Raw genomic sequence first — 14,357 nt, 5'->3', positions numbered from 1 at the left:
CCCGGCTCTCCGCTTCGCTCCGAGCCATGGCCGGCCCTTCGGGCCGGGGTCCTGCGCTTCGCTCCGGACTGGCTCAGGCTCCGCTGCGCTCCACCTGAGCGGGCCGGCTTCGCCGGCCTCAGAGCTCCCGCGCTCCGCGCGGGAGGTGACCCCGTTTCACGGGGCCCGGGCCTCCGGCCCGTTGGGCGGGTCCGCTCCGCTCCCCCACCACGGCCCTTCCGGCTCCGCCTCCAGGGCCAAGGCCCGCTACGCGGATTTACCGACAGGCGGACTTGGATTTCCCGCCGCCGCCCAGAACGTCCTGGACGAGAATCGAGCCCAGACTGCCGACGAAGGGGAAATGGCCGTGAGGAACACACTGAACTTGTGGCGTCAAGAGCTTGGAGAGGTGCCCGAGTCAGTCTGGCTAAAGACTGAGCTCGATGTGCTGATCCTCGCGGACAACGGACTCACGGCCCTCCCGTCGGACATCGGGCATCTCCACCGGCTGAAAACCCTGGACCTCGGCCACAACGCGCTGACGTCGGTGCCCGAAGAAATCGGCAAGCTGACCGAGCTCAGTGACTGCCTCTACCTGCACGACAACCAGCTTTCCCGCCTCCCCGACTCTCTGGGAAACCTGACCCGTTTGCGCTACCTCAACGTCGGCGAGAACCCGCTCACTACCCTGCCAGAGACCATCGGCGGGATGAGCAGCCTCATCGAGTTCAGAGCCCAGCACAACCGGCTCACTACCCTGCCCGACACCATCGGCCAGCTCCGCAGCCTGCGCGAGCTGTGGCTCCGAGGAAACGCGATCGAGCACTTGCCGTCGTCAACAGCCAACCTGCACGAACTGCGTCACCTGGACCTACGTGAGAACTCACTGACCGAGGTGCCGGAGTCGCTCGCCGGTCTCCCTCGACTGCGTCAGATCGACCTGCGAAGCAACAGCCTCGGCCGACTGCCCGACTGGCTCACCCTGCTGCCATCTCTGGAGAAGCTCGGGGTTGAGTAGTAGTGGTACAGCGGTTGGCGCTGAGATCGATCATGGTCGGCCCGTGGTGATCTTTTAGCACAAGTGATCCATCTGGTGTGGATGTTCGAGAAAAGGCCCACGGCTGCGGATGGGCTGGTGGTTACGTCCCCGGTATGCCGGTGGAGTTCTTGAGTGATGAGCAGGCCGAGGCGTACGGGAAGTTCGCCGAGGAGCCGACGAGGCCGCAGCTGGAGCGGTTCTTTTACCTCGACGACGGGGACCGCGACCTGATCGCGCTGCGGCGTAGCCAGTCACATCAGCTGGGCTTCGCACTGCAGATGTGCACAGTGCGCTATATCGGTCGGTTCCTGCCGGATGATCCGCTGGCTGTGCCGTGGTCGGTGATCGAGCACCTGGCCGAGCAGCTCGGCATCGAGGACGCGGGCTGCGCCAAGAAGTACACGGAGCGGCCGAAGACCGCGTACGACCACGCGTGGGAGATCCGGGACACCTACGAGTACCACGAGTACGACGACCCGGAGTGGGGCCGGAAGTTCCGTTCGTTCCTGCACGGGCGGGCCTGGACCGCGCACGCCGAGGGGCCGAAGGCCCTGTTCGATCACGCGGTGGGCTGGCTGCGGAAGAACCGGGTGCTGTTGCCCGGGGTGTCGGTGCTCGCGCGGCAGCTGTCGGAGGTGCGTGAGATCTCGGACAAGCGGCTGTACGCGACGGTCGCCAAGGCGACGTTCCGGGCGGACAAGTCGCTGCCCGCAGACTTGGTGGGGCTGCTTCAGGTGCCGGAGGGGAAGCGGTTTTCGTATCTGGAGGAGTTGCGCCGGCCGCCGACGCGGACGACGGGTACGGCGATGAAGCGGGCGTTGCAGCGGGTGGACGAGATCGCGGTGTACCGGCTGGGCCGCCTGAAGCTGGACCAGCTGCCTCCGAATCGGCTGGCGGCGCTGGCTCGGTACGGGCTGGGGTCGAAGGCCCAGACGCTGGAGCGGGCGAGCGATCCGAGGCGCACTGCGATGCTCACGGCGGTGATGCGGCATCTGGAGGCCAAGGCGATCGACGACGCGTTGGACCTGTTCACCGTGCTGATGGCCACTCGCCTGATCAGTGCGGCGAGGCGGAAGACGGACAAGGAACGGATGTCCACGCTGCCGCAGCTGGAGAAGGCATCGCGCACGCTGGCGCTCGCGGCGAAGGTGCTCATCGAGGAGCTGGAACTGGTCGAGGAGAGTGGCGCCGATGTGGACGTGGCCGCGCTGTGGCGGGCTGTGGAGGAAGTCGCGCCGCGCGCCCAGATATCCAGCGCGGCCTCGCTCGTGGCGAGTCTGGTCCCCGACGGCGACGGCGGCGCCGAGGCGGCCATGCGGGAGGCCCTGAGTGGCCGCTACAACACCGTGCGGCCGTTCCTGTCGCTGCTCGGCGACACGAGGATGCTCGGCGCGGCCCCGGCCGGTGAGCGCGTCTTGGCCGCGGTTCGGCGGCTGCCCGCGCTGTCGAGGCGCCGGGTGGATGAGAAGCCGCTGCTCAAGCGGGAGGTCGACGACAAGGTGGTGCCGCCGCACTGGCGCAAGGCGGTCTACGCGAACAAGGACTTGCCGCAGGGGGCGGTCGACCGCAACGCGTATGTGGTGTGCGTGCTGGAGCAGCTGTACCGCGCTTTGACGGGCCGCAACATCTTCGCCTCCCCTTCGCACCGCGACTCCAACCCGCGCGCGAAGCTGCTGGACGGCAAGCCCTGGTTCGCCGTACGCGATGACGTCCTGGCGGGCCTGAGTCTGGAGATGCCCGTCGAGGAGCACCTCACCGACCTGGTGCGCGTCCTGGACGCGGCGTGGAAGCAGATGGCCGACCGCCTCGAAGAAGCAGGCGATCAAGCCAAGGTCTCTGTCGAGATCCCCGAGGGCGGCGGCCGAGCGAAGCTGAACATTGACAAGCTCGGGGCGCTGGGCGAGCCGAAGTCGCTACGCTGGCTGCGCCGGCGGGTGGAGCGGATGCTGCCCAAGGTCGACCTGCCGGACCTCTTGTTCGAGGTGCACTCCTGGACCGGCTTCCTGGACGCGTTCGTGCACCTGGGCGACGGCAAGACCCGCATGAAGGACCTCGCGACGTCGGTGGTGGCGCTCTTGGTGAGTGAGAGCTGCAACATCGGGCTCACCCCGGTCATCAACCCCGCGCAGGAGGCCCTGACCCGCGCGCGGCTCTCCCACGTCGACCAGTACTACCTGCGCGCCGACACCATCGCGGCGGCCAACGCCACACTGATCGCCGCCCAGGCCGACATCCCCATCGTGCAGTTCTGGGGCAATGGGCTGCTCGCCTCCGTGGACGGGCTGCGGTTTACGGTTCCGGTCCGCACCATCAACTCCGCCCCCAACCCGAAGTACTTCGGATTCAAGCGCGGTATTACCTGGCTCAACGCAGTAAACGACCAGGTCGCGGGCATCGGGCAGATGGTCGTCCCGGGTACCCCGCGCGACTCCCTGCACATCCTGGACGCCCTGCTGAACCTCGACGGCGGGGTGAAGCCGGAGATGGTCGCCACCGACAACGCCTCCTACTCCGACATGGTCTTCGGCCTGTTCAAGATCCTGGGCTACAACTTCTCCCCGCGCTTTCGCGACCTGGACGACCAGCGGTTCTGGAGAGCCGAGATGGACGGCGTCGAGACCGGCCCGTACGGAGCTCTGGAAGACCTGGCGAAGAACAAGGTCAACCTGAACAAGGTGATCCCGCACTGGGAGGACATGCTCCGGGTCGCTGGCTCGCTGGTCACCAATCAGGTCCGCGCTTATGACCTGCTGCGAATGTTCGGCAGCGCGAGCAAGCCGACCCCGCTGGGGCAGGCGTTCGCCGAGTATGGCCGGATCGCCAAGACCTTGCACCTGCTCCAGGTCGTCGACCCGGTCGATGACACTTACCGGCGCCAGATGGGCAAGCAGCTGTCCGTCCAGGAGTCCCGCCACACCCTCGCCCGGGACATCTGCCACGGCAAGAAGGGCCACATCCACCAGGCGTACCGCGACGGCATGGAAGATCAACTAGGGTCGCTTGGCCTGGTTTTGAACGCAGTTGTCCTGTGGACGACACGCTATATTGACGCCGCCGTCGCCCAGCTCCGCGCCGAGGGACACGAGATCAGCGACGAGGACATCGCCCGGCTGTCCCCGCTCAAGCACAAGAACCTGAATGTCCTTGGGCGCTACAGCTTTACCTCCTCCACCCCGGCCGGCGGGGTGCTGCGTCCACTGCGTGACCCGAACGCCCCGATCCCCGAGGACGAGGAAGAGGATGCCGACCAGTGAACTTCAGGCTCGGCAGCGCGGAGGATTGAACCGGGGCGCCGCCGAGTCGGGCGGCATCCGGTTGGTGATCACCGGTCCTGGGCCAGCTTGTAGAGCTCGGCGAGCAGTCCGCCGAGGTCCATCAGCTCCTGCCATGTCCCGGTTTCCCGGACCTGGCCGCCGTCGAGGACGATGATGCGGTCGGCGATCCGTGCGTTCTCCAGGTTGTGGGTGACGAAGATGGCGGCCTTGCCCGCGGCGAGTTCCTTGAACCTGCTGATCACGAGGTGTTCGGCGCGCGGGTCCATCGCGGACGTGGGCTCGTCGAGCATCAGCATGGCGGCGTCCCTGTAGAACGCGCGAGCGACCGCGATGCGCTGCCACTGTCCGCCGGACAGGTCGGTGCCGCCCCAGTTCGAGCTCGCGACCAGGGTGTGTGCCAGACTGGCCCTCCACCAAATCGGGAGGACGCACCCGGCCCGTGGGGAAGGCGAGCTGACTCCGGTGACGAGGCGGAGTAGCCCCGGTCAGTCAAGGGTCACGAGACAGCCTTCAGCGCTCTCAGTGGACATGCTGCCAGCTGCCGCGGCCGCTGACCGAGTACACCTTGTCGAGACTAGGACTATTGAGCGGTCCTGCCAGTGCGGGCCCGTTGTCGAGGTTGAGCTTGATGGTGCCTTTGCCCACCGCGCCTGAGTAGCTGTGGGTGCCGACCAGCTCGTCCATGTCGGAGTAGGTAAGGGTTGCCCCACTCTCAAAATCCTCCATGGCAGGGTTGACTGATGCGGTGAAAGAAACGACCTTGCCGTTCATAGGGAACGTGGCCTTGATCGTGTTGGCATCCGGGCGGTTGACTTTTCCGAAGGCAGTGGGCATGGAGTCTTCAGCACCTCATTCTGCACGCGGGGGGGGCAGCTACCAGGTGTCTGTCGCGGTAGCTGAATAGCGAAGGTACGTTCCCCGCAGTCCGGCGCGGATATTCGTCACGCGAATGCAGGATCGTTCCTTCATGTGGTGATTCAGTCAGATGGGCGCAGCACATTGCGCTCGACTCCGGCATGGCGTGCGGGCGAGGCCCCCAGCCACATATGTCGGCTCGATCACCGATCCGGGCTCCGGAGACTCTCACAAACGTTCCTTTCTCGGAGCGAGATCGGAAACGGGCTGCCGAGCCGCCGTTGATCCCGGATCGGTTCTCAGAACCCGTTCTCACACAAATCGGCGATCTGCCCCCTTCTGAGAATTGTTTGTGACAAGATCCGGAGGCATGACGGACCCTCAAGAGCCTTCCCCGGCCGACGCGGACGATGTCGAGCGCCACCCCTGCCCCCGCTGCGCGGCCGAGCCCGGATCGCCGTGCCGCTCGCGCGGCGGCGCGGTCGCCGGGATCTACCACACCGGCCGGTTCAAGAAGGTGCCTCGCCTCGCCAAGCGGCTGAGGGTGCCGACCCCGGCCGACCGGGGCCCGGGACAGCCGTGGCGACCCGGCACCCCGCCGCCGGCGCCGATCACCGACGACACCCCGAGCGCGGACATCCGCATCGGATACGCGAGATGCTCGACGCTGACCCAGGAGCTCCAGTCGCAGCTCGACGCGCTCACCGGGCGCGGCATCCCCCGAGACAAGATCTTCAGCGAGAAGATCAGCACCCGAGTGCGGGTGCGCCCGCAGTTCGAGGCCGCGCTCGCCGCCGCCCGCGAGATCAAGGCCCACGCCCCGCACTGCCGGGTCATCTTCACGGTGTACGAGATGAAGCGGCTGGGCCGCGACGCCGCCGAACTGACCGCGCTCGCCGACCACCTGGCCGCCCACGGCCTGGTCCTGGAGATGCTCGCCGGGCCCCTGGCGGGGACGTACGACCCGAGCGGGCACGGCAGGCTGCTGTTCGCGTTCTTCGCGGCGATGGCTGAGACCGAGCGGGAGAACATCCGCGAGTCGACGCTGGAAGGGCTCGACGCCGCGGCCCGCAAGGGCAAGCACGGCGGGCGGCCCCAGGTCATCACCGACGACATGCTCCACACCGTGCTCCGCCGCAAAGCGCTCGGGGAGTCCGTCGAGCAGATCCGCCCCGACCTGTGGATCGCCACCGGCAAGCGCAAGGGCCAGAACCCTTCCCTGGCCAGCATCTACCGGGCGCTCGCCGAGCACGAGAAGCGCCAGGCGTACCCCGAAGCCGTCGAGGCGGCCCACGCCGACTTCGCCGCCCTCCCGGGCGACGACATCCCCCGACCTCGTCCGTCCCTCGCCGCCGCTGAGGGGCCCTCACCTGTGGAAACCTCGTAAACTTGCTGGTCAGCGCCGCGACGGCAGAGGCAGGATGGTCTTCCCGACCACCTTTGTGAAAGGACCGTTCCTCATGGCGCTTCCTCCGTTGACCCCATCCCAGAGGGCCGAAGCACTGGAAAAGGCGAAGGTCGTCCGCAAGGAACGCGGCGACCTGATGGCCGCACTGAAGGCGGGAACCCTGCCGCTCACGGACTTGCTCGCCCGTCAGGACACCGTGGTCGGCAAGATTCGCGTGCGCCGTGTCCTCGAATCGCTCCCCGGCATCGGCGCCGTCCGCGCCGGCCAGCTCCTCGCCGACCTCGGCATCTCCGAGAGCCGCCGCGTCCAGGGCCTCGGCGCCAACCAGCGCGAGAGGCTGCTGGCGCTCTTTCCGCCCAAGGACTGACCGTTCGCGCCCTGTCGGCGCACGCCGGGGTCGGGCAGGGTGGGGAGCGTCCGGCAAGACGATCAATGGGAGGGGACACGGCGATGGCCTACGAGGACCGCACGTACCACGGCATCCAGGGAGTTGGCGGCGACGAGGACGAGTGGCAGCCCGCCCGGCTCCTGGTCGAAAAGCCCGAGGACGGCCCCACCCAGCGTGAGAACGTCACCGTGCTGCGCGAACTCAAGGCCAAGGACGAGGACGAGCTCGGCGGCTTCGGATGGGGCTACAACGGCGGCGGAGCCAGCCGCACCGCCGCGGCCGTCCTCGCCGACGCCCTCGACCTCGGCACCCCGGAGAAGGCCGGCCTGTCCATGAGCGAGTGGCCGCAGGACGACACCCTCGTCGCCCTCCGCGAGGACTTCTGCACCGACTTCCTCTCGCAGTTCTGCGACGAGTGGCGGCTCGGCCGTGCGGCCATCCTGCGCTGGGCCCGCGGCTGGTATCTCCAGCGCGGCATCACCGAACTGCCCGCAGCCCTACGGGACCTCCCGCCGCTCGTGGACATCGACGTCTGACATGGGCCGGAACACGACGAAGAAGGCGAAGGCCAGGCAAGCCGCACCCCTGTCCGCCGACCGGCTCCGCGATGGCTGGCAAGGGCCCGCAGGCACCCGAATCCGGCGGGCGCGGGCCAACGACGCAGAGGCCGCGAACACGCTGCTGGATGCCGCCGGAGTACGGCTCATCCCGACCCTGCGCTCCGCGATCGAGGACGGGACGGAGGGCGCCGCGCTGCTCGACGGCCTGGACGGCACCCGCAAGACCTTCCAGCAGAGCTTCGCGCACAAGACGGCTGGGCACACGTCGGGCGAGTCGATGAGCAGCACCAGCCTCACCCTGGTCGCCGCCGACGGCCAGGACCGGCCGCTCGGCGTCTTGTCCGTCACCGCCCCGGCCACCATCATCGGCAAAGCGATGGACACCGGCTACCCCGGAGACAGAGCCCTGGCCCTGAGCCTGTTCATCGCCAAGGTCCACGGCCTGGCCGTCGCCGAGGAGGCCCGCGGCCAGGGCATCGCCGACGTGCTGATGAAACGGGCCTGGCAGGTCTACCAGCAGCTCGACTACTTCCTGCTGTACGGCTCGTACGAGACCTATCGCGACCTGGGCGCCTTCTACACCCGGTGCGGCTACACCGTCCACGCCCCCGGCGAGGCCGTTTCCCTCGACCGCATCGCCCTGCCCTTCAGCGTCGGCGTCGAAGACAGCGAGTGCATCTTCACCCGCTGGCGCCCCCGCCGCTGACCGAGCAACGCAGTACGGCGGAGGACCCCGGCGATGCGATCACCGGGGTCCTCCGCCGTAACCAGGCCCCTGAGCTGGTACGTAGCCGCTTAGCGTTGCTTTTTCTGCGAGAACTACCGGGACACAGACCGCGTCCACGGCGTGCGCTCCCCAAGGCGGGCCCGACCGATCAGCCCCGGGCCGTAGGCTCGACGCCGTGGCAGACATCAGGAATACCCAGGGCTTCAAGGCCCTCCTCGCGCAGACCGAGGCCGAACTACTCACCCGCGGCCTGGACGTCGTGCCCATCGGGGTACGCAACGTGCTTGCCCACGCGGTAAACACGGTTGCCGAGCGCATGGACATCCAGCCCCGCTCTGCCCTGCGCTACATCGACCCCTCGGTGATCGCCGACCAGATCGCCAAGGCAGGCGCCGAGTCCACCGACGGCGCCGAAGGAGCCCACGGCATCCGGCCCTTCCGTCTGGACGACCGCACGGTGCCCACCGACCGGTGCGTCACCGGACGCCCCCTGATGGCCCTGGCCCAGGCCGCCAAGTACGCCACCACCAACGGAGACTCGCGCACCGCGCAGCACGCCATCGACCTGATCTGTGAGATCGGCTCTGCCATCGCGGAGCTGGACAGCGACCGCGCGCCCGTCCCGGCCGCCGTGCTGGACGAGACCGCGCAGATCCTGGACCGCGTCGCGCAGAAGATCGAGAAGGACGGGTGGAGCGTCTGCCCCTGCGGTGAAGACCACGGCCAGGCCCGCGCCGACGCCGCGGTCCCCGCCGTCATGCGCGACGACGCCGACCTCGTACGCACCGTACGGGCCAGCATCGACCGCTGACGATCTACGCGCCCGGCTGCTGGCCGAGCAGCGCCGCCAGGCCCAACTCCGCGTCCGAAGTCGCCAGCACCGTGTCGATGGTCCCCAGGGACAGCTCGTCGGCGAGGACGAGCACCTTCTCGTTCAACTCCCGCAGCCCGGCAAGCTGCTCGTCCAGGGACTTGAGCTTCGCTCGCCGCGACGGGCTGAGGTCCGTCAGCTGGCGCCACTTGGCCGCCTGCTCCTCGAACAGGGTCAGGTCGCCGGCCTGCTCGGTGTAGACCCGCTTGATCCGCGCCACGTCGGCATCGGCAAGGACGTGCGGCTTGGTGCGGGCCTCCTCCAGCGTCTCCAGGTTCTCTCGTACGTCGACCGCCCAGCGCCGGGTGTGGTCGATGAAGAACTCCAGCTTGCTGATGGGGTGCCAGATCCGCTCAGGCATCGCGCGATCCCTCTCGTACGACAAGTAGACCCGGCGACCCTAGCCGCCCGCGAAGGTCCGCCGCCCCGGATCAGCCCAAGGCCCCACGGCCGTGCGCCTGACCTGCTAAGCGTTCAAGATCAAGTGCTTAGCGTTAATGGCTGTACCGCTACTACTCAACCCCGGTACTCGGGCCGGTGGGCACCACCACCTCGATCTGCGTCGAGTCGTCCAGCCCCGCGAGGAGAAGAAGGAGACGGCCGACAGTCAGCGGCTCCGACGGCGTGTGCTCATAGCGGTAGACCATGGTCAACAGACTCGCAGAGAGACGACCGGTGAAGACTTAGCACACGATCTGACACGAATGTTCCCGACCTCCACGGCCATCTCACCATTCATGATCATTCTCAGCGCCAACCGCTGTACCGCTACTACTCAACCCCGAAGCTGGATCTGCGCTGGAACAACGTCGATCCCTCCCTGCCGCTCCTCGGCAAGCTGGAGCGGCAGGGGTGCCTCGTCCTGACCTGACAGGACGGCTTCCTCTTCTCTTCTCGGCCCCGGGCATCTGCGCGGGGCCTCTGCTTGGACAGCAAACGGCCCGACAGGTCGGGTGCGCCGCCCGTCACTCCTCGTCTTCGTCGTCCTCGACGGCGTCCGGGTCCCAGAGAGGCCGCAGGCCCGTGCTGCGACTGCTTCATTCTGCTACCCGGATAGACTCAGGAATCCGGCCAAAGTGGGCTGCGGTCCCTGCGTTGCGGTGATGTCGCGGCTCACCGAAACTGCGCAGCACTCAACCAACCTGCACAGTCCAGCCCCCGTGGTTCGGTGGCGGCGCACCGTCCCCGACAGGCGCACGCCGACGGCAGAGACTTAGCAGACCTTGAAGGAGACTTCGGGGCGCTCCGGCAGTTCTTCACCGCATCGTGTGACGCCTCGTACCTGCGCATTGCTCAGATAGGTCAGCCCGTTCTCCACTGAAAGGGAAGGCCGCTCTGCCCGCGGCCTCGCCTTGGACCAGCAGAGGGGGCGGGGTGCATCCACGTCATGTGAGCGTCCGATTCGTCGGACTCGACGGAGGTATGGCCCAGCTGCCTTGGCGGACCACGGCTGGGGAGCTCCGGCCCTTGGACTACCCGGCCGTACGCGGCTTCCCCGTACGGCGCGGACGGCTGCTGGCTCCCGGATGGTGGTGGTCCGCGACCACCGGCCTTCTGATCGGATACGGCAGCGCTGCGATGCGGGACGCTGTCATGCTCCTCGACCGGGATCCGCAAGTCGTAGGCATCGCCTGCCGACCCGTGGAGTTCGTGTGGGAAGAACACGGAAGGCTTGTCACCCACGCCCCTGACCTGGCCGTGGCTCTGGCCGACGGCGCGACTCACCTTGTGGACTGCCCCGGGCGCAGCGGCGCTTCCAGGCGGCTCGCAGACCGGGCCCAGGTAGTCGAAGCGTGTGCTCGGGAAGCAGGCTGGGAGCACCGGTTCGCGGTGGCCGCGGACCCTGTGGTCACGGCCAACGCACGGTGGCTGTCGGGCTACCGGCATCCCCGATGTGCGGTCGGGATCTCCCCTGCCCGGATACGTCGGGCATTCCCCCAGCCCACCGCGCTGGGCGGGGGCGCGCTCCGGCTCGGGGACCCGATCGCGACGCTCCCGGCCGTCTACCACCAGCTGTGGCACGGCCTGCTGGCCATGGACTGGGATCGTCCCCTGAACGAGGAAACCCTCGTGACCGCCGGCGCAGGCCGGCGGCTGGGAGCAGGACGGTGAAGCGGACGGTGGACGTCGTCAAGGTCGGCGACCGGATCCGGTTCGAGGACCAGGTCCACGTCCTAGCCGGCCTCGACGGGCCGCGTTGCCGGCTGCTCGCAGAGGAAGACGCCGGTGTGCAGGTGCTGCTGCTCACGCAAGTCCTCCAAGCTCCGGACTTCGACGTCGTGGACCACCCCCGCCCCGCACGCCGGCGGATCCCTGCCCACGGCCCGCTGGACGGGCTCGGCCCCGAAGTCCGGGACAAAGCCCTGGCCTGGGAGCGGCACATCCTGGAAGTCGAGACCGGGCACATCGGCCCTCGCCAGGACTGGCCTCCGCGGCCCGGGTACGACCCGGTCGTGCACTCGCTCGCCGAGCGGGAGGCGGCCAAGGCCGCCGAGCTGACCGCGGCCGGCCAGGCGGTCAGTGTGGCCACGGTGCGCAGGATGCGGGCCCGCTACCGCGAGGAAGGAGTGTGGGGGCTCGTAGACGGCCGCAGGAAGCGGGAGCGGTCGGTGTTCGGCCAGGCCGATCCACGGGTGGTCGCCGCGATCACCGGGGCGCTGACAGAGCAGCGAGGGCGGTCGAGTGGGACGCTGAGCCGGCTGCGGAGGCAGGTGGCCTGGCTGCTGCAGGACGCCCACGGCCCCGAGGGCGTGGCAGTGCCCCCGCCCTCCACATTCAACCGGCTGGTGCGGGCCGTCGCCGAGCAGCAGGGCCTCGCACTGACCGCAGCCGGGGAGCGGCGCAGGGCCTCTCGGCCCGTGCCGGTGTTCACACCGACGCACGCGATGGCGCCCGGTGAGCTGGTGATGATGGACAGCACCCTGCTGGACGTGATGGTCGTGTGCGAGGACGGACAGGCGCGCCGGCCCGAGCTGACGATGGCGGTGGACGTGGCCACCCGCAGCATCACCGCGGCCGTCCTACGCCCCAAGGGCACCAAGGCGGTCGATGCTGCCGTGCTCCTCGCGCAGACGCTCGTGCCGCAGCAGATGCGGCCGAACTGGCCCCAGTACCTGTCCATGGCCGCCTCCGTCATCCCCCACGAGCGGCTCGCCTCCATCGACGGCCGCATGCAGGGCGCGGCCGCCCGGCCCGTGATCCGGCCGACGACCGTGGTCATCGACCAGGGCAAGGTGTTCGTCTCCCGCTGCTTCCTCGCCGCCGCCGAACACCTCGGGATCTCGGTCCAGCCGTGCCCACCCGCGTCCGGGCACGCGAAAGGACAGGTAGAGCGGGGGTTCGGAGCGATCGGCACGCTGTTCGCGCAGTACGTCGCCGGATACACCGGCAACAGCCTCAACGCGCGCGGCAGCAACGTGGAGGACGAGGCGTGCTGGACGTTGCCCCAGCTGCAGGACCTCCTCGACGAATGGGTCGTCTGCGGGTGGCAGGAACGCCGCCACGAACGCCTGCGGCACCCCCTCATGCCCCGCCTGACACTCACGCCCAACGAGATGTGGGCCGCGCTCGTCGGTATCGCCGGCCACGTGCCCGTCCCCCTGGCCGCAGCCGACTGGATCGAACTGCTGCCCTCCAGGCGGTGCGCGATCGGCGACGAGGGCATCCGGTTCGAGCACCGCACCTACGACGGACGCGTCCTCAACGGACACCGACACCGCTCCACCGCAACCGACGGCAAGTGGGAGGTCCACCACAACCCCTACGAGCCGTGGCAATGCTGGGTCAGACTCCCCCACGGCTGGGAACCGGTCCCCTGGATCCACCAAGGACTGGTGTCCAAGCCGTTCACCGACACCACCTGGCGACACATCCTCAGCGTGATCAAACAGCGTGAAGGTCGGGCCGAACACGAAGAGCAGCTCGCCCGCCACCTCGACGAACTCCTACGCCGCGCACACACCACCGACAAAGGCGTCAGCGACGTCGCAGGCTCCCGCCCAGCCGAAACCACCCCGGGAGCAGCAGCCAGTGCCAGCGGCGAGCCCAGCGCGACCGGCCAGCCCCCACACTCACGCCGCAAGACGCAGGCGGACCGCACGAAGCGACGGAAGACGAAGACGGAATCGCCGGGCAACCCCACCAGGCAGGTCCCAGATGCCGACGAGGACTGCGGCGCCGCCCCTGACATCGGCGACTCCCTGACGTCGGCAACGGCTTGGAGCATCTTCGACGCCCACCAGGAGGCACAGCAATGGTGACTCCCACCGGCCACGAAACGCACGACGATCCGTACGCCTCCCCCACCACCTGGCGCGAGTGGACGCAGTTCGTCGACACCGCCCCACCCTGCCTGCCCGGCACCGGCCCCTGGAGCGCCGACGACCGCCTGGACTACCACTCCCGGTTCGTGATCCTCTCCACCCCCACCATGGCCAAGATCTCCCTCACCCTGCGCCGGCTGATGATCCTCAACCGCAGGCACAACGGCACCGCCCGCCGCGGCCTGCTCATCTCCGGGCCACCAACCACGGGAAAGGCCACCACCCTGCAGCAGCTCGGCCGGTCCTTCCACCTCGCCGACCGAGCACGCCGCGGCGCACCCGGTGACCACCTGCCGGTGGTCTTCCTGTCCGTACCACCCGCCGCGACCCCCAAAATGCTGGTCTCCGAACTGGCCCGGTACCTCGACCTGCCCATCACCGAGCGCATGAACCAGGCCCGCATCACCGACATCGTCTGCGCCACCCTGCGCGACCTGGCGACCCAGCTCGTCCTCGTCGACGACATCCACCTGCTCAACACCCGCACCCGCAGCGGCGCCGAAACCTCCGACCAGATGAAACACCTCAGCGAACGCATCCCCGCGACCTTCGTCTACGCCGGCGTCGCCATCGAGGAGTCCCCCCTCCTGACAGGAAACCGCGGCGCGCAGCTGGCCGGACGGTTCAAGACGGTGCGCAACCCGCCCCTGGCGCACGGCAGCACCACGCAACGCAACGCCTGGGAAGGGCTGATCCGCGGCATGGACCAAGCCCTGCGCCTGAACGCCCACCGCGAAGGTGCACTGGTCCGTCACGCGCCCTACCTCCACCTGCGCACCGGAGGCCGGATCGGGAGCCTGTCCGCACTCATCCGGGAAGCAGCCATCGCAGCGATCCTCGACGGCACCGAGAAGATCACCAAAGCACTACTCGAAGACATCGAACTCGACCATCTCGCAGAACACACGCCCCCGCCCGCCAAGCGGCGCTGAC

At 68.5% G+C, this 14,357-nt stretch carries 13 protein-coding genes; 10 read left to right on the top strand and 3 right to left on the bottom strand.

The window, feature by feature from the left end:
* Positions 1-340: 340 nt before the first annotated feature.
* Positions 341-997 carry a leucine-rich repeat domain-containing protein gene (locus tag ACGFYU_RS03065; RefSeq protein WP_393825449.1) on the top strand — a complete coding sequence of 219 codons (657 nt, stop codon included), beginning with the start codon at positions 341-343 and terminating at the stop codon, positions 995-997.
* Positions 998-1,131: 134 nt separating this feature from the next.
* Entirely contained in the window at positions 1,132-4,272 is a 3,141-nt protein-coding gene (locus tag ACGFYU_RS03060) for a Tn3 family transposase (protein WP_393825448.1), read from the top strand.
* Between the two features lie 68 nt (positions 4,273-4,340).
* Here ACGFYU_RS03060 and ACGFYU_RS03055 read toward each other — a convergent pair whose 3' ends face one another.
* Together ACGFYU_RS03055 and ACGFYU_RS03050 are read right to left on the bottom strand one after the other, a co-directional pair.
* Positions 4,341-4,649, bottom strand: a complete 309-nt coding sequence (locus ACGFYU_RS03055; protein ID WP_393825473.1) for an ATP-binding cassette domain-containing protein — start codon at positions 4,647-4,649, stop codon at positions 4,341-4,343.
* A gap of 163 nt (positions 4,650-4,812) precedes the next feature.
* A complete protein-coding gene (locus ACGFYU_RS03050) occupies positions 4,813-5,127 on the bottom strand; it encodes a hypothetical protein (RefSeq protein ID WP_393825447.1) in 315 nt (104 codons plus the stop codon).
* 391 nt (positions 5,128-5,518) lie between these two features.
* On the opposite strand from ACGFYU_RS03050, the gene ACGFYU_RS03045 reads away from it, so the two are divergent.
* From ACGFYU_RS03045 to ACGFYU_RS03025, 5 genes are all read left to right on the top strand, one after another.
* Positions 5,519-6,535, top strand: a complete 1,017-nt coding sequence (locus ACGFYU_RS03045) for a recombinase family protein (protein ID WP_393825446.1) — start codon at positions 5,519-5,521, stop codon at positions 6,533-6,535.
* A gap of 73 nt (positions 6,536-6,608) precedes the next feature.
* A complete protein-coding gene (gene mihF / locus ACGFYU_RS03040; RefSeq protein WP_393825472.1) occupies positions 6,609-6,923 on the top strand; it encodes an integration host factor, actinobacterial type in 315 nt (104 codons plus the stop codon).
* 83 nt (positions 6,924-7,006) lie between these two features.
* Positions 7,007-7,480: a hypothetical protein gene (locus tag ACGFYU_RS03035; RefSeq protein ID WP_393825445.1), complete on the top strand. Its 474-nt coding sequence runs from the start codon at positions 7,007-7,009 to the stop codon at positions 7,478-7,480.
* A gap of 1 nt (position 7,481) precedes the next feature.
* Positions 7,482-8,210 (top strand): GNAT family N-acetyltransferase, encoded by a 729-nt coding sequence (locus ACGFYU_RS03030; protein WP_393825444.1) that lies wholly within the window; start codon positions 7,482-7,484, stop codon positions 8,208-8,210.
* Between the two features lie 196 nt (positions 8,211-8,406).
* Entirely contained in the window at positions 8,407-9,042 is a 636-nt protein-coding gene (locus tag ACGFYU_RS03025) for a hypothetical protein (RefSeq protein WP_393825443.1), read from the top strand.
* A 4-nt stretch (positions 9,043-9,046) separates the two neighbouring features.
* Here the strand turns inward: ACGFYU_RS03025 and ACGFYU_RS03020 are convergent, their stop codons facing one another.
* On the bottom strand, positions 9,047-9,463 hold the full coding sequence (locus ACGFYU_RS03020) for a hypothetical protein (protein ID WP_393825442.1): 417 nt from the start codon (positions 9,461-9,463) through the stop codon (positions 9,047-9,049).
* Between the two features lie 1,061 nt (positions 9,464-10,524).
* Here ACGFYU_RS03020 and ACGFYU_RS03015 point away from each other — a divergent pair.
* The 3 genes from ACGFYU_RS03015 to ACGFYU_RS03005 are packed head-to-tail and all read left to right on the top strand — an operon-like array spanning position 10,525 to position 14,356.
* Complete coding sequence (locus tag ACGFYU_RS03015; RefSeq protein ID WP_393825441.1) at positions 10,525-11,214, top strand: TnsA-like heteromeric transposase endonuclease subunit; 690 nt, start codon at positions 10,525-10,527, stop codon at positions 11,212-11,214.
* Positions 11,211-13,361 carry a transposase gene (locus ACGFYU_RS03010; RefSeq protein ID WP_393825440.1) on the top strand — a complete coding sequence of 717 codons (2,151 nt, stop codon included), beginning with the start codon at positions 11,211-11,213 and terminating at the stop codon, positions 13,359-13,361. The genes ACGFYU_RS03015 and ACGFYU_RS03010 overlap by 4 nt, the downstream gene beginning before the upstream one ends.
* Entirely contained in the window at positions 13,355-14,356 is a 1,002-nt protein-coding gene (locus ACGFYU_RS03005; protein ID WP_393825439.1) for a TniB family NTP-binding protein, read from the top strand. The genes ACGFYU_RS03010 and ACGFYU_RS03005 overlap by 7 nt, the downstream gene beginning before the upstream one ends.
* The last annotated feature ends 1 nt before the right edge of the window (position 14,357 follow it).

Source organism: Streptomyces sp. NPDC048337, assembly GCF_043201175.1.
Taxonomy (GTDB): Bacteria; Actinomycetota; Actinomycetes; order Streptomycetales; family Streptomycetaceae; genus Streptomyces.
Note: the sequence above shows the minus strand (reverse complement) of the source record. Positions and strands in the feature narration are given on the sequence as shown.

Bases quoted from the DNA above. Each gene is read 5' to 3' on its own strand.
- ACGFYU_RS03050 (WP_393825447.1), bottom strand. From the start codon at position 5,127: ATGCCCACTGCCTTCGGAAAAGTCAACCGCCCGGATGCCAACACGATC.
- ACGFYU_RS03045 (WP_393825446.1), top strand. From the start codon at position 5,519: ATGACGGACCCTCAAGAGCCTTCCCCGGCCGACGCGGACGATGTCGAG.
- ACGFYU_RS03015 (WP_393825441.1), top strand. From the start codon at position 10,525: ATGGCCCAGCTGCCTTGGCGGACCACGGCTGGGGAGCTCCGGCCCTTG.
- ACGFYU_RS03020 (WP_393825442.1), bottom strand. From the start codon at position 9,463: ATGCCTGAGCGGATCTGGCACCCCATCAGCAAGCTGGAGTTCTTCATC.
- ACGFYU_RS03005 (WP_393825439.1), top strand. From the start codon at position 13,355: ATGGTGACTCCCACCGGCCACGAAACGCACGACGATCCGTACGCCTCC.
- ACGFYU_RS03060 (WP_393825448.1), top strand. From the start codon at position 1,132: ATGCCGGTGGAGTTCTTGAGTGATGAGCAGGCCGAGGCGTACGGGAAG.
- ACGFYU_RS03065 (WP_393825449.1), top strand. From the start codon at position 341: ATGGCCGTGAGGAACACACTGAACTTGTGGCGTCAAGAGCTTGGAGAG.
- mihF (WP_393825472.1), top strand. From the start codon at position 6,609: ATGGCGCTTCCTCCGTTGACCCCATCCCAGAGGGCCGAAGCACTGGAA.
- ACGFYU_RS03035 (WP_393825445.1), top strand. From the start codon at position 7,007: ATGGCCTACGAGGACCGCACGTACCACGGCATCCAGGGAGTTGGCGGC.
- ACGFYU_RS03030 (WP_393825444.1), top strand. From the start codon at position 7,482: ATGGGCCGGAACACGACGAAGAAGGCGAAGGCCAGGCAAGCCGCACCC.